At 58.2% G+C, this 22,779-nt stretch carries 23 protein-coding genes; 10 read left to right on the top strand and 13 right to left on the bottom strand.

Annotated elements, in window-relative coordinates:
- Positions 1-88: 88 nt before the first annotated feature.
- Entirely contained in the window at positions 89-1,228 is a 1,140-nt protein-coding gene (locus HBN63_RS14505) for an alkane 1-monooxygenase (RefSeq protein ID WP_170049922.1), read from the bottom strand.
- 238 nt (positions 1,229-1,466) lie between these two features.
- Between HBN63_RS14505 and HBN63_RS14510 the strand changes: the two genes are divergently transcribed.
- The 4 genes from HBN63_RS14510 (at position 1,467) to ligA (ending at position 9,068) form a co-directional block, all read left to right on the top strand.
- Entirely contained in the window at positions 1,467-2,126 is a 660-nt protein-coding gene (locus HBN63_RS14510; RefSeq protein ID WP_170049923.1) for a GntR family transcriptional regulator, read from the top strand.
- 12 nt (positions 2,127-2,138) lie between these two features.
- Entirely contained in the window at positions 2,139-5,627 is a 3,489-nt protein-coding gene (gene smc, locus HBN63_RS14515; RefSeq protein WP_170049924.1) for a chromosome segregation protein SMC, read from the top strand.
- A gap of 182 nt (positions 5,628-5,809) precedes the next feature.
- Positions 5,810-6,637: a cell division protein ZipA gene (gene zipA / locus HBN63_RS14520; protein ID WP_090253595.1), complete on the top strand. Its 828-nt coding sequence runs from the start codon at positions 5,810-5,812 to the stop codon at positions 6,635-6,637.
- A gap of 61 nt (positions 6,638-6,698) precedes the next feature.
- Complete coding sequence (gene ligA / locus HBN63_RS14525; protein WP_170049925.1) at positions 6,699-9,068, top strand: NAD-dependent DNA ligase LigA; 2,370 nt, start codon at positions 6,699-6,701, stop codon at positions 9,066-9,068.
- Between the two features lie 54 nt (positions 9,069-9,122).
- Here the strand turns inward: ligA and HBN63_RS14530 are convergent, their stop codons facing one another.
- The 4 genes from HBN63_RS14530 to HBN63_RS14545 form a co-directional block, all read right to left on the bottom strand.
- Positions 9,123-9,431, bottom strand: a complete 309-nt coding sequence (locus HBN63_RS14530; RefSeq protein ID WP_170049926.1) for a TRL-like family protein — start codon at positions 9,429-9,431, stop codon at positions 9,123-9,125.
- A 257-nt stretch (positions 9,432-9,688) separates the two neighbouring features.
- Positions 9,689-10,045: a 6-carboxytetrahydropterin synthase QueD gene (gene queD / locus HBN63_RS14535; RefSeq protein ID WP_090253601.1), complete on the bottom strand. Its 357-nt coding sequence runs from the start codon at positions 10,043-10,045 to the stop codon at positions 9,689-9,691.
- Between the two features lie 105 nt (positions 10,046-10,150).
- Positions 10,151-11,284, bottom strand: coding sequence for a catalase family protein (locus HBN63_RS14540; RefSeq protein ID WP_170049927.1), 1,134 nt, complete (start codon positions 11,282-11,284; stop codon positions 10,151-10,153).
- Between the two features lie 52 nt (positions 11,285-11,336).
- Entirely contained in the window at positions 11,337-13,211 is a 1,875-nt protein-coding gene (locus HBN63_RS14545) for a di-heme-cytochrome C peroxidase (protein ID WP_170049928.1), read from the bottom strand.
- A 159-nt stretch (positions 13,212-13,370) separates the two neighbouring features.
- Here HBN63_RS14545 and HBN63_RS14550 point away from each other — a divergent pair, with 159 nt between their 5' ends.
- Complete coding sequence (locus HBN63_RS14550) at positions 13,371-13,838, top strand: DUF3429 domain-containing protein (RefSeq protein WP_170049929.1); 468 nt, start codon at positions 13,371-13,373, stop codon at positions 13,836-13,838.
- Here the strand turns inward: HBN63_RS14550 and HBN63_RS14555 are convergent.
- Together HBN63_RS14555 and pnuC are read right to left on the bottom strand one after the other, a co-directional pair.
- The gene (locus tag HBN63_RS14555; protein ID WP_170049930.1) at positions 13,827-14,357 is read right to left on the bottom strand and encodes an AAA family ATPase; all 531 of its coding nucleotides are present in this window, start codon (positions 14,355-14,357) and stop codon (positions 13,827-13,829) included. The genes HBN63_RS14550 and HBN63_RS14555 overlap by 12 nt on opposite strands.
- 10 nt (positions 14,358-14,367) lie before the next feature.
- Positions 14,368-14,934 (bottom strand): nicotinamide riboside transporter PnuC, encoded by a 567-nt coding sequence (pnuC, locus tag HBN63_RS14560; RefSeq protein WP_160087016.1) that lies wholly within the window; start codon positions 14,932-14,934, stop codon positions 14,368-14,370.
- A 200-nt stretch (positions 14,935-15,134) separates the two neighbouring features.
- Here pnuC and HBN63_RS14565 point away from each other — a divergent pair, with 200 nt between their 5' ends.
- Positions 15,135-16,193 carry an ABC transporter substrate-binding protein gene (locus HBN63_RS14565; protein WP_345940490.1) on the top strand — a complete coding sequence of 353 codons (1,059 nt, stop codon included), beginning with the start codon at positions 15,135-15,137 and terminating at the stop codon, positions 16,191-16,193.
- A gap of 1 nt (position 16,194) precedes the next feature.
- On the opposite strand, the gene HBN63_RS14570 is transcribed toward HBN63_RS14565, so the two are convergent.
- The 5 genes from HBN63_RS14570 to HBN63_RS14590 form a co-directional block, all read right to left on the bottom strand.
- Positions 16,195-16,410, bottom strand: coding sequence for a DUF2970 domain-containing protein (locus tag HBN63_RS14570; protein WP_090253615.1), 216 nt, complete (start codon positions 16,408-16,410; stop codon positions 16,195-16,197).
- Positions 16,411-16,448: 38 nt separating this feature from the next.
- Positions 16,449-16,676 (bottom strand): DUF1272 domain-containing protein, encoded by a 228-nt coding sequence (locus HBN63_RS14575; protein WP_090253617.1) that lies wholly within the window; start codon positions 16,674-16,676, stop codon positions 16,449-16,451.
- A 183-nt stretch (positions 16,677-16,859) separates the two neighbouring features.
- Entirely contained in the window at positions 16,860-17,129 is a 270-nt protein-coding gene (locus HBN63_RS14580) for a hypothetical protein (protein ID WP_090253619.1), read from the bottom strand.
- A 199-nt stretch (positions 17,130-17,328) separates the two neighbouring features.
- Positions 17,329-18,156 carry a hypothetical protein gene (locus HBN63_RS14585; protein ID WP_170049932.1) on the bottom strand — a complete coding sequence of 276 codons (828 nt, stop codon included), beginning with the start codon at positions 18,154-18,156 and terminating at the stop codon, positions 17,329-17,331.
- A 50-nt stretch (positions 18,157-18,206) separates the two neighbouring features.
- Complete coding sequence (locus HBN63_RS14590; protein ID WP_170049933.1) at positions 18,207-19,286, bottom strand: patatin-like phospholipase family protein; 1,080 nt, start codon at positions 19,284-19,286, stop codon at positions 18,207-18,209.
- 196 nt (positions 19,287-19,482) lie between these two features.
- Here HBN63_RS14590 and HBN63_RS14595 point away from each other — a divergent pair, with 196 nt between their 5' ends.
- The 4 genes from HBN63_RS14595 to HBN63_RS14610 are packed head-to-tail and all read left to right on the top strand — an operon-like array spanning position 19,483 to position 22,093.
- A complete protein-coding gene (locus HBN63_RS14595) occupies positions 19,483-19,791 on the top strand; it encodes a PepSY domain-containing protein (RefSeq protein WP_160087008.1) in 309 nt (102 codons plus the stop codon).
- Positions 19,791-20,108: a PepSY domain-containing protein gene (locus HBN63_RS14600; protein WP_170049934.1), complete on the top strand. Its 318-nt coding sequence runs from the start codon at positions 19,791-19,793 to the stop codon at positions 20,106-20,108. The genes HBN63_RS14595 and HBN63_RS14600 overlap by 1 nt, the downstream gene beginning before the upstream one ends.
- A complete protein-coding gene (locus HBN63_RS14605; protein ID WP_090253630.1) occupies positions 20,109-20,777 on the top strand; it encodes a response regulator transcription factor in 669 nt (222 codons plus the stop codon).
- Positions 20,774-22,093, top strand: a complete 1,320-nt coding sequence (locus HBN63_RS14610; protein WP_170049935.1) for a sensor histidine kinase — start codon at positions 20,774-20,776, stop codon at positions 22,091-22,093. Before HBN63_RS14605 ends, HBN63_RS14610 begins: the two co-directional genes overlap by 4 nt.
- 27 nt (positions 22,094-22,120) lie before the next feature.
- Here the strand turns inward: HBN63_RS14610 and HBN63_RS14615 are convergent, their stop codons facing one another.
- Positions 22,121-22,717 carry an NAD(P)H-dependent oxidoreductase gene (locus HBN63_RS14615; protein ID WP_170049936.1) on the bottom strand — a complete coding sequence of 199 codons (597 nt, stop codon included), beginning with the start codon at positions 22,715-22,717 and terminating at the stop codon, positions 22,121-22,123.
- Between the last annotated feature and the right edge of the window lie 62 nt (positions 22,718-22,779).

Consider the following 22,779-nt stretch of genomic DNA (forward strand, 5'->3'; position numbering starts at 1 on the left):
AAGCAAGGCGCTGCAGAAACAAAAGTGCAGGACATAAAAAACGCCAAGGGTGTGAGCCCTTGGCGTTTTCTTGTTGCCGTAACTGCGTTTAGGAATGGGTCAGCTGCGAATCAGTCAGTTGGTGCTCTTCACCGGCGTAGTAGGCACGTACGCGCGGGTCCATCACTGCGCGCCACAGCGGTGGAAACAGCGCCAGGACGATCATCCCGGCATAGCCGTTGGGCAATTGCGGACTGTCGTCGAAATGGCGAAGCACCTGATAGCGGCGTTTGGCGTAAGCGTGGTGGTCGGAATGGCGCTGTAGATGGAAGAGAAACAGGTTGGTCAGCAGGAAGTTGCTGTTCCATGAATGCGTCGGATTGGTGCGTTCATAACGGCCATTCTCCAGTTTGCGACGGTGCAGGCCGTAATGCTCCACGTAGTTGACGATTTCCAGCAAGGTGAAGGCGACCACCGACTGCGCGATAAAGAACAGCGCGCCGAGCCAGCCGAAGGCCAGGCTGAAACCGAGCAGAAACAGCGCACTGATCGCATACCAGCCAATCAGCTCATTGCGCCAGTGCAGCGCTGGCAGGTTTTTGCGCTTCAGGCGTTCGGCTTCAAGCTTCCAGGCATTGAGGAAGTTGTGCACATAGGCGTGCGGCAGGAAGGCGTACAGGCTCTGACCGTAGCGCGAAGAGCTGGCATCTTCCGGGGTTGAGACATGCACATGATGACCGCGCACATGCTCGATCTTGAAGCCGCCGTAGCACACGGCGGCCAGCAGCAAACCGCCGGCGTTCTGCTCCAGCTGCGGGTCCTTATGGATAAACTCATGGGCCACGGTAATGCCGATGGCGCCAGTTACCGTGCCGACGGACAGAACCCAGCCGAGCTGGCCAACCCAGCTCCAGGCCTCATGATTGACGAATACCCAGCCGGACCAGCCGAGCATGCCGAGCAAAGCCGGCACGGTGATCAGGCTGAGCAGACGGTAGTAACCTTGCTGCTCCATTTGCGGTACTTGCACCGCTTCGTCGGGGTTAGCAGGGTCACGGCCAATGATGAAATCCAGCAGCGGAATCACCCCAAACACCACCAGCACCACCAGCCAGGGCCAGGCGTTGGCGTATTGGCTATTTAATGACCAGTAATAGCTCAATGGGATGCCCAATACAGGGATCAACCAGAACCAGTAGCCGATGCTTTTAATCACAAGCATCCAGTTGGAGGGCAGGCGTTCGAACATGGTGGCTCCGTACTTATTATTGTTGGAGTGGGGTGATGGTTGGATTGTAGGACAATCCATGTTACTGCCCATCCCCTTGCAGCCCACCTTTTGGTTTGAAAGCAGGGCGCTGGTGGCCTTGGCCCGGTAACACCCTGTGTTACACTCGCGCCGGCGCTCGACCGCTCAGGCCAAGCCTGGTGCGGGTTTAGCGGTCTTAAGCCCCCTCCAATAGGTCAGATAGAGCCTAAGGATCATCATGACGTTCAAGGCACCGGATAGCCTCGCTGAGCAGATCGCCCATCACCTTGCCGAACGCATCATTCGTGGTGAGTTGAAGGCGCGTGAGCGGATTCAGGAACAGAAAGTTACCCAGGCGCTGAATGTCAGCCGGGGTTCGGTGCGTGAAGCGCTGCTGATTCTGGAACGCCGGCACTTGATCGTTATTCCACCGCGCCGTGGCGCGCAGGTGGCTGAACTGACGCCGCATAACGTCAAGAGCCTGTATGCCCTGGTCATGGAGCTGTACATCCTGCTGGGCAAGGCGGTTGCGGATAGCTGGCAGGTCGAGGCGGATCTCGGGCCGTTCCTGGTGATTCAGCAACGTCTGCAGAACAGCCTGCAGCGCGAAGATATCAACGTTTTTGTCGAAAGCAGCTTTGACATCATGCGTGCTGCCTTCCCGTTCTCCAATAATCCCTACCTGCAGGAAACCGTGGAGAACCTGCTGCCGGCCATCAGCCGCACCTATCACCTGGCGCTGGAGCGGCGCAAAGGTGAAATGGGCCAGTTCCTCAATACCTTTGCCGCCTTGCTGCAGGCGATCATCGCCCGTGACCACCAGGCCATCCGCGAGGTATTGCTGGGTTACGGTGAGCACAATTGCCAGCTGGTGCTGGCCGCACTGGCCGACGCTTAAGGAAGGCTGTCTATGCGGCTCAAGTGCATCAAACTGGCCGGTTTCAAGTCATTTGTTGACCCGACCACGGTGACCTTCCCCAGTAATATGGCGGCAGTGGTCGGGCCAAACGGTTGCGGTAAGTCGAACATCATCGACGCCGTGCGCTGGGTGATGGGCGAAAGCTCGGCGAAGAACCTGCGTGGCGAGTCGATGACCGACGTCATCTTCAACGGCTCGAATACCCGCAAGCCGGTGACCCAAGCCTCCATCGAGCTGATCTTCGACAACTCCGACGGCACCCTGACGGGCGAATACGCCGGCTATAACGAAATATCGATCCGCCGCCGGGTTACCCGCGACAGCCAGAACACCTATTTTCTTAACGGCACCAAATGCCGTCGCCGCGACATTACTGACATCTTCCTTGGTACTGGTCTGGGCCCGCGCAGCTATTCGATCATCGAGCAGGGCATGATCAGCAAGCTGATCGAAGCCAAGCCGGAAGACCTGCGTAACTTTATCGAGGAGGCCGCCGGTATCTCCAAGTACAAGGAGCGCCGCCGCGAGACCGAGAACCGCATCCGCCGCACCCATGAAAACCTCGCGCGCCTGACCGACCTGCGGGAAGAGCTGGAACGTCAGCTTGACCGCCTGCACCGCCAGGCCCAGTCCGCGGAGAAGTACCAGGAATACAAGGCCGAGGAGCGTCAGCTCAAAGCCCAGCTCACTGCCTTGCGCTGGCAGGCGCTGAACGAGCAGGTGGGTAGCCGTGAGGCGGTGATCAGCAACCAGGAAGTAAGCTTCGAAGCGCTGGTGGCCGAACAGCGCAATGCCGATGCGAGCATCGAACGCCTGCGCGATGGCCACCATGAGCTGAGCGAGCGTTTCAACTTGGTGCAGGGCCGTTTCTACTCGGTGGGCGGCGATATCGCGCGTATTGAGCAGAGCATCCAGCACGGCCAGCAGCGTTTGCGCCAGTTGCAGGATGACCTTAACGAAGCCGAGCGCGCCCGCCTGGAAACCGAATCGCATCTGGGTCACGACCGTACGCTACTGGCAACTCTGGGCGAAGAGCTGGCCATGCTCGAGCCTGAGCAGGAGCTGACTGCAGCGGCGGCCGAAGAGTCCGCCGCCGGGCTGGAAGAGTCCGAAACAGCCATGCACGGCTGGCAGGAGCAGTGGGACAGCTTCATTCAGCGCAGCGCTGAGCCACGGCGTCAGGCCGAGGTGCAACAATCCCGAATCGCCCAGCTGGAGCAGAGCCTGGAGCGCCTGGCCGAGCGTCAGCGCCGCCTGACCGATGAGCTGCAGCAACTGGCGGCCGACCCGGAAGATGCGGCGATTATCGAATTGAGCGAGCAGATTGCCGCCGGTGAAATCAGCCTGGAAGACCTGCAGCTTGAAGAAGAGCAGCAGGCCGAGCGTCTGCAGCAGCTGCGTAATGACCTGCAGCACAGCGGTCAGGCCCAGCAGCAGGCGCAAGGTGAATTGCAACGTCTGAATGGCCGTTTGGCATCGTTGGAAGCGCTGCAGCAAGCGGCGCTGGACCCAGGTAAAGGTGCTGGCGACTGGCTGCGCGAGCAGCAGCTGAGCGAACGCCCATGTCTGGCCGAGGGCCTGCGGGTTGAAGCCGGCTGGGAACTGGCGGTGGAAACCGTGCTGGGTGCCGACCTGCAGGCCGTGCTGCTGGATGATTTTCAGGGCCTGGATTTTGCCGGGCTAACCCAGGGCGATCTGCGCCTGGCCAGCCCGAGCAAGGGCGGCGCGCGGGTTGCCGGCAGCCTGCTGGACAAGGTTGAAGCTAGCGTCGACCTGGCACCCTGGCTGGGCAAGGTCAAACCGGTGCAAAGTCTGGATGAAGCGCTGGCCGCGCGCTTGAACTTGGCCGAAGGCGAAAGTCTGATCAGCCGTGATGGCTACTGGGTCGGCCGGCATTTTCTGCGCGTGCGCCGCGCCAGCGAAGCGGAAAGCGGCGTACTGGCCCGTGGTCAGGAGATCGAACGGCTGACTTTGGAACGCGATGAGCGCGAAGCCGCGCTGGCCTTGCTGGATGAGCGGTTACTGCATTTGCGCGAAAACCAGCGCGCTCAGGAAGAGCAGCGCGAGCAGCAGCGCCGCCAGGCCCAGGATCTTGCCCGTCGTCTCGGCGAGCTGAAGGCTCAGTTGTCTGCCGGGCAAGCTAAGGTCGAACAACTGATACTGCGCCGTACCCGCCTGGACAGCGAGCTGCTGGAGTTGGGCGAACAGCGCGAAATCGAGCATGAGCAGCTGGGTGAGTCGCGTCTGCAACTGCAGGATGCTCTGGATGCCATGGCGACCGACAACGAGCAGCGCGAAAGTCTGCTGGCCCGCCGCGACAGCCTGCGCGAACGCCTCGACCGCGTGCGTCAGGAAGCCCGTCAGCACAAAGATCACGCCCACCAGCTAGCAGTGCGCCTGGGTTCGTTGAAAGCCCAGCATGACTCCACCCGCCAGGCCCTAGAACGCCTGGAGTTGCAGGCCGAGCGTCTGCACGAGAAGCGCGAGCAGCTCAACCTCAATCTGGAGGAGGGCGAAGCGCCCCTGGAAGAGCTGCGGATGAAGCTCGAAGAGCAACTCGATAAACGCATGGCGGTGGAAGACGAACTCAAGCTGGCGCGCCTGGCCCTGGAAGATGCCGACCGTGAACTGCGCGATGCGGAGAAACGCCGCACCCAGGCTGAGCAGCAGTCGCAGTTGCTGCGTAGCCAGTTGGAACAGCAGCGCATGGACTGGCAATCACTGACCGTGCGGCGTAAGGCGTTGCAGGATCAGTTGCTGGAAGACAACTACGACCTACATGGCGTGCTGGCGACCTTGCCCGCAGAGGCCAGCGAGAAAGCTTGGGAAGAAGAGTTGGAACGCCTGGCCGCGCGTATTCAGCGCTTGGGGCCGATCAACCTGGCGGCGATCGATGAATACCAGCAGCAATCCGAGCGTAAACGCTATCTGGACGCGCAGAACGCCGACCTGGTGGAAGCGCTGGATACCCTGGAGAACGTGATTCGCAAGATCGACAAGGAAACCCGCAACCGCTTCAAGGAAACCTTCGATCAGATTAACGGTGGCCTACAAGCGCTATTCCCGAAAGTATTTGGTGGCGGCAACGCTTATCTGGAACTGACCGGCGAAGATCTGCTTGATACCGGCGTAACCATCATGGCGCGTCCGCCGGGCAAGAAAAATAGCACTATTCATTTGCTCTCTGGTGGGGAAAAGGCGCTGACGGCATTGGCCCTGGTATTTGCCATCTTCAAGCTCAATCCGGCGCCGTTCTGCATGCTCGATGAAGTAGATGCACCGCTGGACGATGCCAACGTCGGGCGCTACGCACGGCTGGTAAAAGAGATGTCGGAAACGGTGCAATTTATTTATATCACCCACAATAAAATCGCCATGGAAATGGCTGATCAGTTGATGGGCGTAACCATGCACGAGCCCGGTTGTTCGCGATTGGTGGCCGTGGATGTGGAGGAAGCGCTGGCCTTGGTTGAATCATGATGGCCAGGGCGGTGTAAAGTTATCTTTCGTCGTGCTAGCTTAATGCGCATTGTTATTAGACGTGGCGTTATAACTCAGGGAAAGGCCTGGCATAACATAGGCTTGGCGTCGCGGAAAAGAATTAGCAAAATGGCCCAGGAAGGCCTTTTTCATCACATTTTTATTAGGGGTTAAGGTATTTCATGGAATTCGGTCTGCGCGAGTGGCTGATTGTCATCGGCATTATTGTGATTGCCGGCATCCTGTTTGATGGCTGGCGGCGGATGCGCGGTGGTAAGGGCAAACTCAAGTTCAAACTTGACCGCAGTTTTGCCAATCTGCCTGATGATGACAGCGATCCCGATCTGCTTAGCCCGCCGCGTGTAATTGACCGCAGCCATGAGCCGGCTTTTGATGAAGAAGACCTGCCGTCGCTAAGCGCCCGTGAACTGAATCGTCGTCGCAGCGGTGAGCCGCAACAGGGCGACCTGAATTTGGGTCAGGATGAGCCAGTACCGACATTGCTCAACCCAGTTGATGATGAGGTGGTAGGTAAACCTGCAAGCCCGGCCAAAGAAAGCACCAAGGAATTGCCGCCGGTTGAGGAAGTACTGGTGATCAACGTGATCGCCCGTGGCGATGAAGGCTTTATGGGGCCGGCATTGCTGCAGAACATTCTGGAAAGTGGCCTGCGCTTTGGCGAGATGGACATCTTCCACCGTCACGAAAGCATGGCGGGTAATGGTGAAGTGTTGTTCTCCATGGCCAACGCACTGAAACCTGGCACCTTTGACCTGGATGATATTGAGGGCTTCAGCACCCGTGCTGTGAGCTTCTTCCTCGGTCTGCCTGGCCCGCGTCACCCCAAACAGGCTTTCGATGTAATGGTTGCCGCAGCGCGCAAACTGGCCCATGAACTCAATGGCGAGTTGAAAGATGACCAGCGCAGCGTAATGACCGCGCAAACTATCGAACATTACCGTCAGCGCATCGTTGAATATGAGCGCAAGCAGCTGACCAATAAGCGCTGAATTAACCAATGAAATAGAAAGAGCAGCCAAGGCTGCTCTTTTCGTTTGAGAGCACACCGCAATGACCGACGCCTCGATTGCCGCCCAACGCATTCTGCAACTGCGTGCTGAACTGGATGGGCATAACTATCGCTATCACGTACTCGATGAGCCGAGTATTCCTGACGCCGAATATGACCGCCTGTTCCATGAGTTGAAAGCCCTGGAAGCGGAACACCCGCAACTGGTAACGGCCGACTCACCAACCCAGCGCGTCGGTAGCCTGGCGCTGTCGGCGTTCGGCGAGGTTAAGCACGAAGTGCCAATGCTCAGTCTGGGCAACGCCTTTGAAGAGGCCGATTTGCTCGACTTTGATCGTCGGGTGCGTGAGGGCCTGGATCTGCCTGCAGGCGATCTGTTTGGTGGCGGCGCCGAGATTGAATACAGCTGTGAGCCTAAGCTTGATGGCCTGGCGGTCAGCCTGTTGTACCGCGACGGCCTGCTGGTGCGTGGCGCTACGCGTGGCGATGGCAGCACGGGCGAGGACATTAGCGTTAACGTGCGCACCATTCGTAATGTGCCATTAAAGCTGCAGGGCGAGGGCTGGCCGTCTGTGCTGGAAGTGCGTGGCGAAGTCTTTATGTCCAAGGCCGGTTTCGAGGCGCTGAATGCACGACAGCTGGAGCAGGGCGGTAAGACTTTCGCTAATCCGCGTAATGCGGCGGCCGGCAGCCTGCGCCAGCTGGATTCGAAAATTACCGCCAGCCGTCCGCTGGAATTCTGCTGCTACGGCATTGGTCAGGTGCAAGGCGAGCTGCCGCAAACGCATATCGGCATCCTTGAGGCCTTGAAGCAATGGGGTATGCCGATCAGTCGCGAGCTGAAACTGGCCAAAGGTGCCGATGAATGTCTTGCGTATTACCGCAGTATTGGTGAGCGACGCGAGTCATTGGCTTATGAAATCGACGGCGTGGTGTTCAAGGTCAACAGCCTGGCCTATCAGCGCGAACTGGGCTTTCGTGCCCGCGAGCCGCGCTGGGCGATTGCCCACAAATTCCCGGCGATGGAAGAGCTGACCGAGTTGCTGGATGTGGAGTTTCAGGTTGGCCGTACCGGTGCGGTTACTCCGGTTGCGCGCCTGAAACCGGTCAAAGTGGCGGGCGTTACGGTGTCTAATGCCACTCTGCACAATATGGATGAGGTGGCGCGCCTGGGGGTGATGATCGGCGATACGGTAATCATCCGCCGAGCCGGTGATGTGATTCCGCAGGTGGTGCAGGTAGTGCCTGAGCGGCGTCCAATGGATGCCAAGCCTGTGCAAATTCCCGAAAGTTGCCCGGTGTGTGGCTCCCATGTTGAGCGCACCCAGTTGGTCAAGCGCAGCAAGGGTAAGGAAACCTTTAGCGAGGGTTCGGTGTACCGCTGTGTCGGTCGTTTGGCATGTGCTGCGCAGCTTAAGCAGGCGATCATCCACTTCGTTTCGCGCCGCGCCATGGATATCGAAGGCCTGGGCGACAAGACCATTGAGCAACTGGTTGATGAGCAGCTGATCGCCTCGCCGGCCGATCTGTACAAGCTGAGCTATGAGCAGATCATCAATCTGGAAGGCTTTGCCGAGGTTTCCAGCAACAAGCTGCTGCAGGCCATCGCCGACAGTAAACAGCCCAGCCTTGCGCGGTTTATCTATGCCCTAGGCATACCCGATGTAGGCGAGGAAACCGCTAAGGTGTTGGCTCGCTCGCTGGCATCTCTGGAGCGCGTGCAGCAGGCCTTGCCGGAAGTGCTGACTTATCTGCCGGATATCGGTCTGGAAGTGGCGCATGAGATCCACAGTTTCTTTGCCGACAGCCATAACCAGCAGGTTATCGCGGACTTGTTGGCCCATGATCAGTGCGGGCTGCAATTGCAGGAGCAAGGCGAGCTTAGTGCCGAGTTCAGTGCCAGCGCTACCCTGGCCGGAATGCTCGACAAACTGAATATCCCGTCCGTAGGCCCCGGTGGTGCACAGAAACTGGCGGATAAGTTTGGCAGCCTTGAGGCCGTACTGGCAGCTGACTGGCTGGATATGCGCCAGACGCTGCCTGAGAAGCAAGCGAAGGCGGTGCGCGAGTTTTTCGAGGTTGCTGCCAATGCAGAGCGCGCGCGCGCCATCGAAGCGCAGCTAAAGGCCTTTGGCATGCACTGGCACTGCGAGAAAAAAGTTATCGAAGGCTTGCCGCTAGCTGGACAGACGTGGGTGCTGACCGGCACGCTGGAAGTGATGAGCCGCGATGTGGCCAAGGAAAAGCTGGAAAGTCTGGGCGCCAAGGTAGCAGGGTCGGTTTCGGCAAAAACCAGTTGTGTGGTGGCTGGGCCTGGTGCCGGTTCGAAGCTGGCAAAGGCCAGTGAGCTGGGTGTTCGGGTGATTGACGAGGCGCAGTTCTTGTCAGCCCTGGCGGGCTACGGCCTCTAAAACGGCGTGGTTTCTGTACTGCCCCCAAACTGGGTTTGGGGGCAGTCGGGCAACTTAGTTACCGGTTACGTTCACGCAGGTTTCGCCGAAGAACGGGTAGAAGCCTTTGGTGTGGTAATCAGCGGTAGCGATGGTGCCGATGTTGCCATTGGCCTTGGCGGCAGCAATCGAAGCGTCGCCTTTGTTGATCAGACCAATGATGGTGGTGGCGCAAGCAGTACCGGTTTTGTTACCGGAAGCGGTGGTGGCGGTGATCGGACCTTTAACGTCGGTGATCAGGCCAACGCTGACTGGCGACAGGCCAGAGGCGCAACCGCTGAGCAGGGTAACCAGGCCGGTAGCCAGAGCAATTTTCTTCAACATGTTGTGATTCCTTTTCGCTTATCCATAAGAAGCTTTACCCATCCAGGTAAAGTGCCCAGGCACCCTAAAACAGGGACGGGGCAATAACAAGCTCGCGTGCTTGTTTTCAAACCGGTTTCAAATTTATGAAATTTTCCGGTGGATTTTCGGCAGCCGTTGTTCTGCGCTCAGCACAATTGAATTGGCGGCCGAGTGAGAATGCTGAGGGGCAGGGGGAGGTTGCCTGGCGCTTCGATCAGACGCCAGGCGAGGTGCGATCAGTCGCCGCGGTATTCGCAGCCGCTGGTGCAGGTTTCGTGGATACGTATACGCGAGAGCTCTGGCAGCAGCGGCTTGAGTTGCTGCCAGATCCACTTGGCCAGCACTTCACTGGTGGGGTTTTCCAGGCCAGGAATGTCATTCAGGTAGTTGTGATCAAGTTGCTCATAGAGTGGCTTGAAGATCGCCTTGATCTCGGAGAAGTCGCGAATCCAGCCGGTATAAGGGTCAACGTCACCTTCGATATACACCGCGACCTTGAAGGAGTGGCCGTGCAGGCGCCCGCATTTGTGCCCTTCGGGGACGTGAGGCAGGCGGTGCGCGGCCTCGAACATAAACTCTTTGAACAATTCCACGGTCTTTCTCTCAGGTGGTACGCGGCTAACAGCGCGTTTAGCAAGGCGCGAATATTACCAGCTCAGCGGCTGTTAACCGAGTAGCACAGGGAATTGGATACAGTTTTATGGTTGATTCCGCTCCAACCTATAGATGCTGACAGCCTCGTAGACCGCCTTGCGCAGGCGATTAATGCCGCCAATCGGACGATGTTCGGGCAGTGCATGCCATGGGTTGAAGGAGAGGTTGTCACAGAACAGGTTCTGCTCGCGGCTATCAAAGTCCTGCGCCGGCACCTTGATGGTGGCGACGGTTTCGAACGGTGAAATGGCTTCGCTCCACTCAACACTGGGGTCTTCGATAGGCATGTAGTACTCGGCGTTCTGTCGCTGCACTTGCAGGGCAAAACAGGCGGGTACGCGGTCCAGCGACAGCTGCTGGTACAGCGCATTGCGCAGGAAATTTGGCAGATCCTGATTCTGTTCAGCTAACTGGTACTCCGGGCAGGCTGCTGGTTGAGGAATAACTCGGTACTTGATGTTGTGCTCACCCAGTTTGAATGGCGCGATGGAGTTGTAGGTGGTCGCCACGGGTGTTTCCGGGGCAGGGGACAGTGTTTTCAGGGCGATGATCAGGTGGCGGATTTCCCAGGTGTTGGGGTTCCAGCTGGGGAAGAATGCCATGACCTTTTTACCGTCGGCCTGGGCAGCGAAATTGCTTTTGTACTCGGCCACATCGCGCACGAAAAAAGCTGGGTGATTGAACATCACAAAGTCCTGCTCGCTGGCATGCTGCGGGCTTTGTGTCAGCTTTTCACCAGGGACATCCAGTAGCTTGATTGCCATGCCGCGGGCATCCCGGGCGCGGTCGAACTGCGGGTAGGCATTGCCGTTGGAGAGGCGCATCCAGGCTTGCCAGGTCTTGCCTGGTTCGCTGAGTACACCGCGTTGCAGGCTGCTATCGATATCGGAACTGATGGTGACTTCGGCTTTCATGCAGCCATGCGCCTTGGCGTGGGCATCGCGCAGCACCCGTGTGTTGTCGCGGTGCTGTTCGACCACGCGGATGGCATCTTCAATAACGCTCTGAGTGAGCGCGGCTTCATCGGGCGGGATTTGCTCTTCTGTAGATACCGGGCCGGAGAACTTCCATCCGTAATAGGCGGCTCCGATGGCCCAGCCGCCTACCCCTATAGCCAATACGAGCACCAGTAATTTGCCCAGTATGCGGCCGAGCCAGAGCCAGAATCGTTTAAACATGGAGTCAATTCCTTTTAATTATTCTCAGTGTGCGATCACAGGCGCGGTGGGGTCAGTTCTGGCAAGGCGGGCCGGGCGTCCACGTTTTGGCGGCCACCGGCTGTAGTTGTTGTTCCAATGCTGGGTTACCCAAAACCTTGAGGTACTCGATCAGCGCCCAACGTTCTTCCGGTTGCAGAGCGCGGCCAATCACCCCGTCTTCACGGCATCCCGCACGGAACTCATGACCGCGATTGCTGTTGCCGGTGACCTGCGTATCGAAATGGAAACCACCGGTGAATTTCTCACTCTGGTAACCAATCTGCTTGGGGTTGAACTCGAAATTGCCTACCCAGAACTCGGTTTGCCGTTCCGACACCGGCGACAACAGCTGGAACAGGGTCGGCACCGAGCCGTTATGCAAGAAGGGCGGTGTGGCCCAAATTCCGTCGAGCGGACGAGCCTTGTATCCACGTTTTTCCTGTACGCCGATAGGGAGGTTGAAACCATCCATATTGCCGCGTTCGGGTTGTGTGATGCCGGCATCCTGATACGCGCGGTTTTCCACATAGGCGGTGACGTAGGCCAGGGCCTTGGCACTGGAGATGCTGCGCATGTCGATGTCATCCAGCTTCGCGCCGTACAGGCGTACATCAAGCTTACTCAGTTCGGCCTTGGTCCAGCCCAGCTTGCTGATATCGAAGCGGTGGTCGGCAATATTGTCAGCTGTAGTGGGGTCAGTGCCGACGATCGATGTCGGGACCACGCGCATCCGCCATTCCGGATCGCGGGCAGGTGCGAAGCTGTCCTGAGGTGTTTTGGGATCAGGGGCATGGCAATACGCGCAGTTCTCGGCAAATAACGCACGGCCGCGACTGGCCAGCGGCAGATCGACCTTGCCAAAAACGTCTTCAGGCCAGGTCGGTGGTCGCAGCTTTTTCAGGGTTTCTTCAAGGGTGAACAGGTCACGCAACCGCACGCTGGAGGCATAGCGTTCGGCTTCGGCCACCGGATGACCATCAGTATTCAGCAAGCGCAGGGTCGCACCGACTCCCAGGGCCTCGCCGACGTTGCGGGCCATGGGCTGCATGGCTGAGCCGTTCCACTGTACCCAGTCGAATTTCCAGATATCCCAGACCTGCGGGTAACTCACTGGCGCATCGGCAACGCGGTAGTTGCTTGGCTCAATGGCATCACCAAATACGCTATTGGCGATACGGCCGAAAGCATCTGTACGACCAAAGCCCTCCTCGGTTGGATACAAACCACGGTGCCAGTCATTAAATGCGGTGCCCAACAAACGGTCGAGCACTACCTTGAAGTCGCGACGCAGCTGCGCCTTGTGACGGGCGTACTCATCTCCCAGTACTTGCTGGGCGAAGCGATTGAATTTCAGGGGGTTGTAGTAGGTGAACGCCATACTCATCCCGAGCGCTTGGCCAAAGCTGCCGCCGCGCACGGTCGGTACCGTGGATGCCAGTGAGTGCAACGCAGCACCACCATCAATACGCACAGCTTGGCCCTGGTAACGCAACTCACCGGTGTGGCAAGCGGCACAGCTGATATCCAAATAATGCTCACCACTCTCCGCATCTGCGTGGCGGGCAAAGCCCACGGGCAGGTTTCCAGGATTCAGCGGCGTAGGTTGTTGCGCGGGATCGACGAGAAAGCCAAAGCGCGCCAGATAGTCGGGGGTGGCGAACTTGCTGGTGCTAAACGGCAGCTCCAGGGCACGGAACCACTCATAGCGCAGGCCTTTTACCTGGGTACCCTGAGGGGTGTAGTAATAGGTTTGGCGTTCATCAGAAGACCACTGATCGAGGTAATGCAGCTTGTTTGGCTGCTGATAAACCGGCAGGTTGGGATTGGCGATGAAGTACAGGGCGATCAGCAACCCTGCGATTAATAATAAAAGAAGCCCATACAGGGCCCGACGGAGGATGCGCATGGAAACTTCCTTGTGGTGTTTTTGTTTGTTGTTTTTATGCCAACTGCAGCCGCAGATGGCAAGCAGCCATTACAGCAAAATCCCGGAAATAGGCTTCTTCTAGGGCCGAAAATCGTTTTACAGTGCGGTGATGACGAAATAACCCACAGGAGTGAATTGATGCATCCATTTGACGCGCCACAGCCGCCTAAATTGGCGTTGATGTTGGGCTATGCCGGGTTGGTGCCTTTTGTTACCGGCGCACTGGGCATCTGGGTGACACCTGAAGGGTGGCGAGAGCTGGTGTTGGCTGCGTTGTTGGATTATGCCGCTGTGATCTTGGCGTTTATGGGGGCGATCCACTGGGGCCTGGCAATGCGTGCGGAAAGTACTGACGAGCAAGCGCAGATGCAGCTGGGGTTATCCGTGGTGCCGCCTTTGCTGGGCTGGCTGGCCATCAGCGGCGGTATGCCAACCAGCTTGGCGTTACCGCTGTGCTTATTAGCGTTCGGTGGGTTGTATGCCGCTGACTTGAGGGCCGTCAAACTGGGCTTGGCACCGCAATGGTACCCACGTCTACGCCGACCGCTGACGTTGGTTGTCTGCCTGAGTTTGCTGCTGGCATGGGCCAGTGTGCTATTGCGTTGAGTTGAGCCAGTCAGCCACGGTGACCAGCGCCTGCTCTCGGCGCTGCGCCCAGTTGCCTTGAATGCATTGCAGTGGCTGTTGATGCTGCCGCAGCCAGTGTTCGCAGTGTTGGTAAAACGTCAACCGTTGAGCCAGCGCTGGCTGGCAGCGCTGGCCATCGTCGACCCAGGGCACATCGACAGGGTTGAGCAGCAGGTGCAGGTGATAGTCACGTTCGAGTAAGGCCTGTTCAATCCAGGCGGGGCAGTCCCCAAACAGCGCGTGGCTCCAGAGCATGTTGCTGAGCAAATGTGTGTCGAGGATGAGCAACTCAGGGCGTTCAGCTCGGGCTTGATCTTCCCAGGCCAATTGACCCTGGGCGATCGCGTTGATGTCGGCATAGCAGGTGTCACGCTGCTCACGCTCGATAAAATGCCGCACGTATTCGCCTACCAACACGCCGCCAAAATTCGCCTGGATATGCTCAGACAGCCAGCTTTTACCGCTGGACTCTGGCCCGGTGAGTACCAGCACCTTCATGCTTGTGCCTTCATGGGTTAACCAGCGCGCGATCACGCCGCCACGTCAACCAACCATTGACCGCTAACAGGGTAAACAGCCCATACAGTGCCGCTGTCGGGTACAGGCCTTGCTGTACAAACAGCGCGACGAAAAGCAGATCAAGAATGACCCACAGTGGCCAGCACTCCACACGTTTCTGCGCCATCCATACCTGCGCGACCAGGCTGAATGCACTCAGCGCTGCATCCTGCCAGGGCGCGGCCGCATCGGTGAATGTGGCCATCAGATACCCGAGCACAAGTGCACCGGCTGCACCTGTTGCTAAGCTGATCATCATGCCTTGCTGGCTCAGTCGGCTGACCTGTACGCCGGTCTGGCTGCTGCCTCCGCGCGTCCAAAGCCACCAGCCATAACCTTGCAAGACGGCATACACACCTTGCAGCAGCATGTTTGAGTACAACTTGCCGTCATAGAAGATCCAGGCGTACATCAGCACCATCAGCAAACCCAGCGGCCAGCACCAGCGGTTTTGCCGCACGGTCAGCCAAACGGCCCACACGCCAAGGGCTGAAGCAATGATTTCCAGAGGCGACATATAACACCGATCAACGAAAACGCAGGGAGGCGATTGTAACGACTGCACTGTGTGCCGTCTTGGTTGCACAGGCCGCTCATTTCGATGAGATGGCTAATTGCTATGGCTTTGCCGATATACTCAGCGTCCCGATGAGGAGGCATTGCGTGTTCAGGTTTGTTTTAACGGTTATCAGCGCTGTGTGCATATGGGCACTTGGCGTGACAACACCGGTCATCGCCGAGAGCGCACACACAGCGGGAAAGGCGCCGGCTTCGGTGGTCTTTCTCAATCCGGGGTTTTCCAATGAGCCTTTCTGGGTCGGTTACAGTGACTTTATGCAAGCTGCTGCCGATGACCTGGGCATGCAGCTGCAGATTATTTACGGTGAGCGAAACCCGTCGCAGCTATTGGAAAAAGCCCGCGAGTTACTGACCCGCGATAACCCACCGGATTACCTGATATTCGTCAACGAGATGTACACCGCGCCGGAGCTGCTCCGGCAGTTTGCCGACAGTCCGATCAAGCTGTTTTCCCTGCACAGTACCCTTACGCCTGAACAGCAACAGCTTATCGGCGCCTCACGCGAAGGCTACCGCAACTGGATTGGCAGCTTGGTGCCCAACGACGAGCAAGCAGGCTATTGGATGGCTAAGGCCTTGATCGCCAAGCTTGAGGGTAAGCCCGGCAGTCTGCTGGCATTTGCTGGTGTGCGATTCACTCCCTCTTCAAGCTTGCGTGAAGACGGCCTGCATCGTGCCTTGCGTGAGCACCCGGAGATCAAATTGCAGCAGATGTTGCAAGGTGAGTGGAAGCGTCAACGCGCCTATGAACAGGCGCAACTGATCCTTCCACGCTACCCGGAGGCAAAGCTGGTGTGGTCGGCTAACGATGAAATGGCGTTTGGTGTGATGCAAGCGGCACAAGAAATCGGCCGGCAACCGGGCAAGGATATTTATCTGTCGGCGCTGAATAACTCAGACGAGGTTTTGCAAGCGCGTATCGACCGCAAACTATGCGTCTTGGTGGCCGGGCATTTCACCCTCGGAGGGTGGGCCATGGTGATGTTGCATGATTACCATGCAGGGCTGGATTTTGCCGAGCGCGGTGGCAAAGACCGAGTCGATCCGCTTTTCAGCTTACTGGACGCCAAACAGGCTGCTCATTTGCAGAAGCGCCTCAAAGTGCCTGGTTTTGGCCTTGATTTTCGCCAGTTCAGTGCCGTCTACCGACCGCAGCTCAAGGATTACCAGTTCTCCATTCAACCGCTGCTGCAATAAGTCAGACGCCTGCCAGGTGCAGCACGAGTTTGACGATGCCGAAGATCACCAGTACGAAGACGGCGGTAAACAGCACGCCGAGAATGATGAAGTGGCTGGGCTTGCCCCTTGAGAAGTCACGGCTACGGTTCTTTCCGCTCTGCACACCGAACGCTGCGCTTAGTACGCTTTGCAGCATCTCCCACAGCGTCAACGGCTTGTTGTCCTCGTCGCTCATGTGTGTCTCCTGCTTTGTCCTGAGTAGCCTTAAACGAATTAGGCTTTATTGACTCGTTCAGTTGACGCGGGGTACTTGAGCAGTTTGGCGGCCGGACGACGAGGACGCTGGAGCAATTCGCCCCCACAGTTAGGACAGGTGCCATTAAGCCTGTTGTCCGCACACGCCCGACAGAACGTGCATTCGAACGAGCAAATCAATGCATCAGTGGAGTCAGCCAGCAAATCTCGGTCGCAGCATTCACAGTTGGGGCGCAATTGCAGCATGGCAAACTCCTCGCAATGATTGATTTGCTGAGCATAAGCGCTAATGCATGGGTGCAGCAAAGCTCAGGCATGAAATGAGTGCAAGGGCCGCAGGGTGGGATTTGAAACGGGGTAAAGAAGGAAGGGAAGGGCTCTGCCAAGAGGGGCCGATTGGCAGCTCAGAGCCCTTATTACAGCAGCCGATTACTCCGGCATGCTCCAGGGCTCCAAGGCGAAACCTTGCTGGCTGAGTTGCTCACGGGACTGCTTGAGCACGTCGGCAAATTGCACTGGGTCGCTGTAGATGGTGCTGGACAGTTGCGTGCGGCCGAGCAGGCGGGTGCTGGTCCGGTCAATCACGCTAAGGCTGAGGTTGCCAGTGCCATCTTGCGGGGCCCAGGCGACGCATTGGAAAGGTTGAAAGGCGCGGTCGGCAATCAGCAGGGCTTCGTTAAAACGCAGCGGTGCGTTCATGGGGTCGGTTTCTCCGAGGTGATCCCAAATACACAAGGGCAAACGGTGAATTCACATTTGCCAGTCATAGTTGTTGATGACCGAAGCTGACCAGTAAGTCACATGCCGGCGAAAAAATGCACGGAATTGTCCGATAAATCACAGTTTTAATCGTGTAAGCCGAGAAGCTGCGCGAGGATGAGGGTGGTTAGGCCTTCTCTTAGCCTTTGCAGGCGGCCAGTAATTGCTGCAGATAATGAGCGATATAGCGCTGAAAGCCTCGATCATCCCAATAGCCCAAGTGGCTCAACGGGGTATGGCGCTTGTACCAGGGCCCCACTGGCATGGCGCGATCTTCAGCGACCACGGCGGCATAGTTGGGCAATGGGCGCAGCGGATAACCCAGCGGGTCAGCAGGTGCGTAGAGATTTAGCCAGCGTGCCTGTTTGGTCACCGCGTCAGTCAGGCAGTGGCCGGGGAAGCGGATCGGCACGACCGGGTCGTAAGCAAAGGTAAACAGGGGGATATTGCAGCCAAAGGTGATCAGCCCGCTCAGGGTTTCCAAGGCCAGAAAGGGATCCAATGGACATTCTTCAGCGGTATTGATGCGCTGCTGATCCCATACGAAATTGGAGAAAATATGCCCGCCCAGTGAGTGCGCCAGCACCACCAGCGGCGTATCGGCATCGACCTTGGCGCGCAAGGCATTGAGGCCACTGCGCAGGCACTGATGGACTTCTTCATAGGTGGTGTCGTAGGCCTGGCTGACTTTGCGATAGCCGCTGGCATCACCCAGAAACAGCGTGACGATGCGGCGTAACCAGCGCCAGCGCACCGGCTGGTCGCGCAGCTTGTCGAGAAAAGCCAGTTGTCGCTTATCCAGCACGCTTGCCCAGTACAACGTCTGAAAAGCCACCTGGTTGGCTTCGGCACCGAGGCGTTGGCGCAGCCCGGCGATCAGGCTGTGGGCGAAAGCGTGCTGGCCTTCGTCGTCACGCAAGTCGGCTTGCGTGCCGATGCCGTGGATAATGGCGACTGCGAGTTTCATCCTGCCCATCCTTGGTCATGCTGCTTTGGGTGTTCGGTCGGCTTCAGTTTTTAGAGTGGCTGCAGACGCTCGCCGAGGCGGCCGCTGTCGACCAGTTCGAGAAACTCGTCGCCAAGCCGCTGGCTTTCGCTCATGGCCGTGCGCCAATAGCGCTCGCGGCCGGCATCATCGCCCAGGTAACGACTGAAGTCCTTACGGTCTGGGAGTTTGCCATGGGGCAAGCGGGCTAGGTAGTCACGTGAGGGGGCCAGCAGCAGAACATCCTGCAGGCGCCCGCCATCACCCCGGCGCCAGGGCATGCCCTTGTCGAACCAGCCGGGAATGACCTTATCGGTGAAGTGCGGGTAGAGCACGATATCGTCGCCGCTGTACGGCAGGTCGAGGTGGTAATCAAGCAGGCCACCATCGCGGTAGGTACCAGGGCCGGCGCCGGGGATATCGCGGACCCCTTGCATGATCATCGGGATGGAGCCGGAGGCCAGCAATGCATGACGCAGATTACCGCTGTCGAGTTGCAGATAACGCGAGGGGAAGTCGCTGAGCGTCTCTAAGGGCGGAGCAAGGCGGGCGTCGTGCAGAATCACCCGCTCGAAGTGCTTGGCCAGTCGCGGACGGCCCAGCAGATTGCTGCCAATCACCGAAGACAGGCCCAGGCCGAGTGCCCCGCGGTGATCGTGCTGGAGCAGGCCATGGCTTTTCACCACGACGATATTCAAACGGTAATGCGGGTTGCTGAGGATGTTGGCGTCGTCGTTGCCGAGCAGTTGATCAAGCATCAGGCTGCAGCTACTCGACACCTGCGCCATGCTCACGCCTTTGGCAAAGCGCTGCGAGGTATACAGCTCGCCGAGGCGACGCAGGCCTGCTGCAGCATCCGGCAAACAGGCGCTGGCGAAACGCCAAGAACCGATGGACGCCCCGATTAGCGAACGCTCGCGCGGAGCGCGCTGCAGCCAGTCGCCGAACAGCGCCAGATCCAGCCCCTGAATCCCTAACGCTTTCGGCCCACCCGCAGCGCCGGGCAGAATGCCGACATCGGCTGGTTGCAAGCCGTGCTCGCGGATACGCGCGAGGGCGCGTTTGCCGGCCTTGATTGTCAAAGCAGGGGACTTGATTAATATCGCACTCATGCTGGCCTCCATCGCGCAAGGCAGCGATTATAGGGCGCTGAATGGCCAGGCCAAGCGACTTCAGCGCGTGAATGATGTGCGCGTGGGTTGAGATAAATCAGTGCTTGCGCCAAGTATTAAGCAAATTCAGCTTGAGTTAAGTCGTGTGCAGTAACTTGGACTCCGTCGAAAGCCAACTCCATTAAGGAATCTGAACATGAAAACACTGACTGCTGTATGTGCCGCTGCTGCTCTGACTTTGACTGCCGGCCTCGTTCAAGCCCGTGACCTGGGCCCGGATGAAGCACTCAAACTGCGTGACGCCGGTACCATTCAGTCCTTCGAAAAACTCAATGCCGCCGCTCTGGCGCTGCATCCAGGCAGCAAGACCGAAGACACCGAGCTGGAAGAAGAGTACGGCCGCTACATCTATCAGGTAGAAGTTCGCGACGCCCAGGGCGTGCAGTGGGATGTCGAACTGGATGCCACTAATGCACAAGTGCTGAAGAACCAACGAGACGATTAATGAACACCACTGCTTGGCTGCCTCGCGCACTCCTGGCCTTCCTGCTGCTGACGCTGACGCTCAGCAGCAGTGCGCGCGACCTGGATCAGGATGAAGCACTCCGTCTGCGCCGCGAGGGGTTGATCATGCCCCTTGAGCAATTGCTGCAGATGGCCTTGCAGCGCCATCCTGGCGCGGTGCTGTTGGAAGTCGAGCTGGAAGAAGAGGACGGCGTACTGGTCTACGAAGTCGAGCTGGTGACTGACGACGGCACTGTGCGCGAACTGGAATTACATGCCAGTACCGGCGAAGTGATCAAGGATGAGGTGGAAGACTGAATGCGCCTGTTGCTGGTTGAAGACCATGTTCCCCTGGCCGATGAGCTGCTGGCCGGTTTGATCCGCCAAGGATATGCGGTGGATTGGTTGGCAGACGGCCGTGATGCGGCTTATCAGGGGGCCACTGAACCCTATGACTTGATCATTCTCGACCTCGGCTTGCCTGGCAAACCGGGGATTGAGGTGTTGCAGGAATGGCGTTCTGGTGGGCTCACCACACCGGTTTTGATCCTTACCGCACGCGGCTCCTGGGCTGAGCGGATTGAAGGGCTCAAGGCGGGCGCCGATGACTACATGAGCAAACCCTTCCATCCAGAAGAGCTGCACCTGCGAATCCAGTCTTTGCTGCGCCGCGCTCATGGTCTGGCTAACCAGCCGCAACTCGAAGCGGCGGGCTTGCAACTGGATGAAGGGCGACAATCGGTACAACGCAACGGCGAAGAAGTGCAGCTGACTGCTGCGGAATTCCGCCTGTTGCGCTATTTCATGCTGCATGCTGGGCAATTGCTGTCCAAGAGCCACCTGGCTGAGCACCTGTATGACGGTGAAAGCGAACGCGACTCGAATGTCATCGAGGTGCACGTTAACCATCTGCGGCGCAAGCTGGGGCGCGAGATCATCGAAACCCGCCGCGGGCAGGGCTATCGATTCAGCGGGGATACTGCTTGAGGTCGATTCAACGGCGTTTGAGCCTTGGCCTGGTCAGCGTATTGCTGATTGTCGGCCTGCTGCTGGCGCAAAGCAGCCTTTGGCTGTTTGACCGCAGCCTACGGGGTTACCTGCAAACAACCTTACAGGATGAAACCCAGACGTTACTGGGCGCGGTCGTGCGTGGGCCCAATGGCTTGCAGCTGGATGAACGTCGCCTCAGTGCCGCCTACAAGCGGCCATACTCCGGCCTGTACTTTCGCATCGACCTGAATGAGCAGAGCTGGCGCTCGCGCTCACTTTGGGACCGAGAGCTGCACACAGTTGAAGCCGAAGGCTTGAAGGACGCACTCGGCGACGGGCCGCAAGGTCAGCAATGGCTGGTCTACCGTGCTGATTATCAGCGTTATGGCCAGTCCATCGTGATCCATGTGGCGCGTGATTACAGGCCGATACTCGATAGTTTCAGCCAAGTGCAGAAAGTTATTCTGGGCTTGGGAGTCAGTGCACTGGTGCTGATTTTGTTGCTGCAACGGCTGATCGTCAGTCGGGCATTGCGCCCGCTGGAACAAGTCCGCAAGCAGCTTTTGCAGTTGCAGCAAGGCCAACGTAGCCAGCTGGATCAGCAGGTGCCGCTTGAGCTGGAACCGCTGGTGGCGCAGATCAACCACCTGCTGGCGCACACCGAAGACACCCTCAAACGGTCGCGCAATGCGTTGGGTAACCTCGGCCATGCATTGAAAACACCGCTTGCGGTGTTGGTCAGTCTGGCGACGCGGGAAGAGCTCAAACAGCTGCCGCAATTGCGCGAAAGCCTGAACAGTCAGTTGCAACAGATCGAGCAGCGCATCGCCCGTGAACTGGGGCGTGCGCGTTTAGCTGGGGAGGCCTTGCCCGGCGCGCATTTTGACTGCGCCAGCGAGCTGCCGGAGCTGTTCTCGACCCTGACAATGATCCACGGCAACCACCTGCAACTGGAGTGGCAGGCCGAGTCTGGTTTGCGCTTACCCTGGGACCGTGAAGACCTGCTGGAACTGCTCGGTAACCTGCTGGACAACGCCTGCAAGTGGGCGGATAGCCAGGTACAGCTGCATATCTGCAAAGTGACAGCGGGCTACCAACTTACGATTGATGATGATGGCCCGGGTATCGACGTCGCGCTGCGGGACGAAGTACTCAGCCGTGGTAGTCGTCTGGATGAACAGGTCGCCGGTCATGGCCTGGGCCTGGGTATCGTGCGCGATATTGTTGATGCGTGGGGCGGAAGTTTGCAGCTGGCAGAGAGCCCGCTGGATGGGTTGCGCGTCACGGTCAGCTTGCCGCTAAAACGCACCTGAGGTCATCAGGTGCGTTCAGTGCAATCTTTACATGCCGTTGGCAAATGCCGGGTTGCTCATATCAATACTGGCGCGAACGGGAAGCAGGGCGTGCGCATACTTGACCAGAATATCCAGCTCGTAATCGATCCGTGCGTGCAGGCGCTGGTCCTCTTCGTGGCTCGGTTCTGGCGTGTTCAGCACCTTCTCGACACTGCGTACGATCAAGTGCTCAGGCAAGTAGCAGAGGCGGCAGTTTTTGTAGCTGGAGGCGCGCAGCTCGCTGATCGGATAAGCCCCACCCACCCCTGATGAAACGCCCACTAACAGGCCTGGCTTGTGCGCCAGCTCAGCTTTGCTGGCGTAGATAAAGAAGTTCTTGATGGCCGGGCAGGCCATGCCATTCCACTCCGGAGAAATGATCACCACGGCATCGGCAGCGGCCAGTTGCTTGCTGTACAGCCCCCAGGGGCCGGCGTCTTCAGCAGGCCACAGCGGCAGCGGGGCGAGGCCCAGGTCGATCACATTGCTTTGCGCATCATCGGTGTAACCCAACTGAATCAGACGCTGGCGCAAAAAGCGGGCAACCTTGCCCGATTGGCTGTTACTGCGGCTGGAGCCGGCCACTAGGGCAATATTGAGCATCGTTCACCTCTCGATTTCTGCGGCATCAATAAAAAACGCAGGCTAACAATGGTTAGCCTGCG

The organism is Pseudomonas sp. WS 5011 (assembly GCF_012985775.1).
GTDB lineage: Bacteria > Pseudomonadota > Gammaproteobacteria > Pseudomonadales > Pseudomonadaceae > Aquipseudomonas > Aquipseudomonas peli.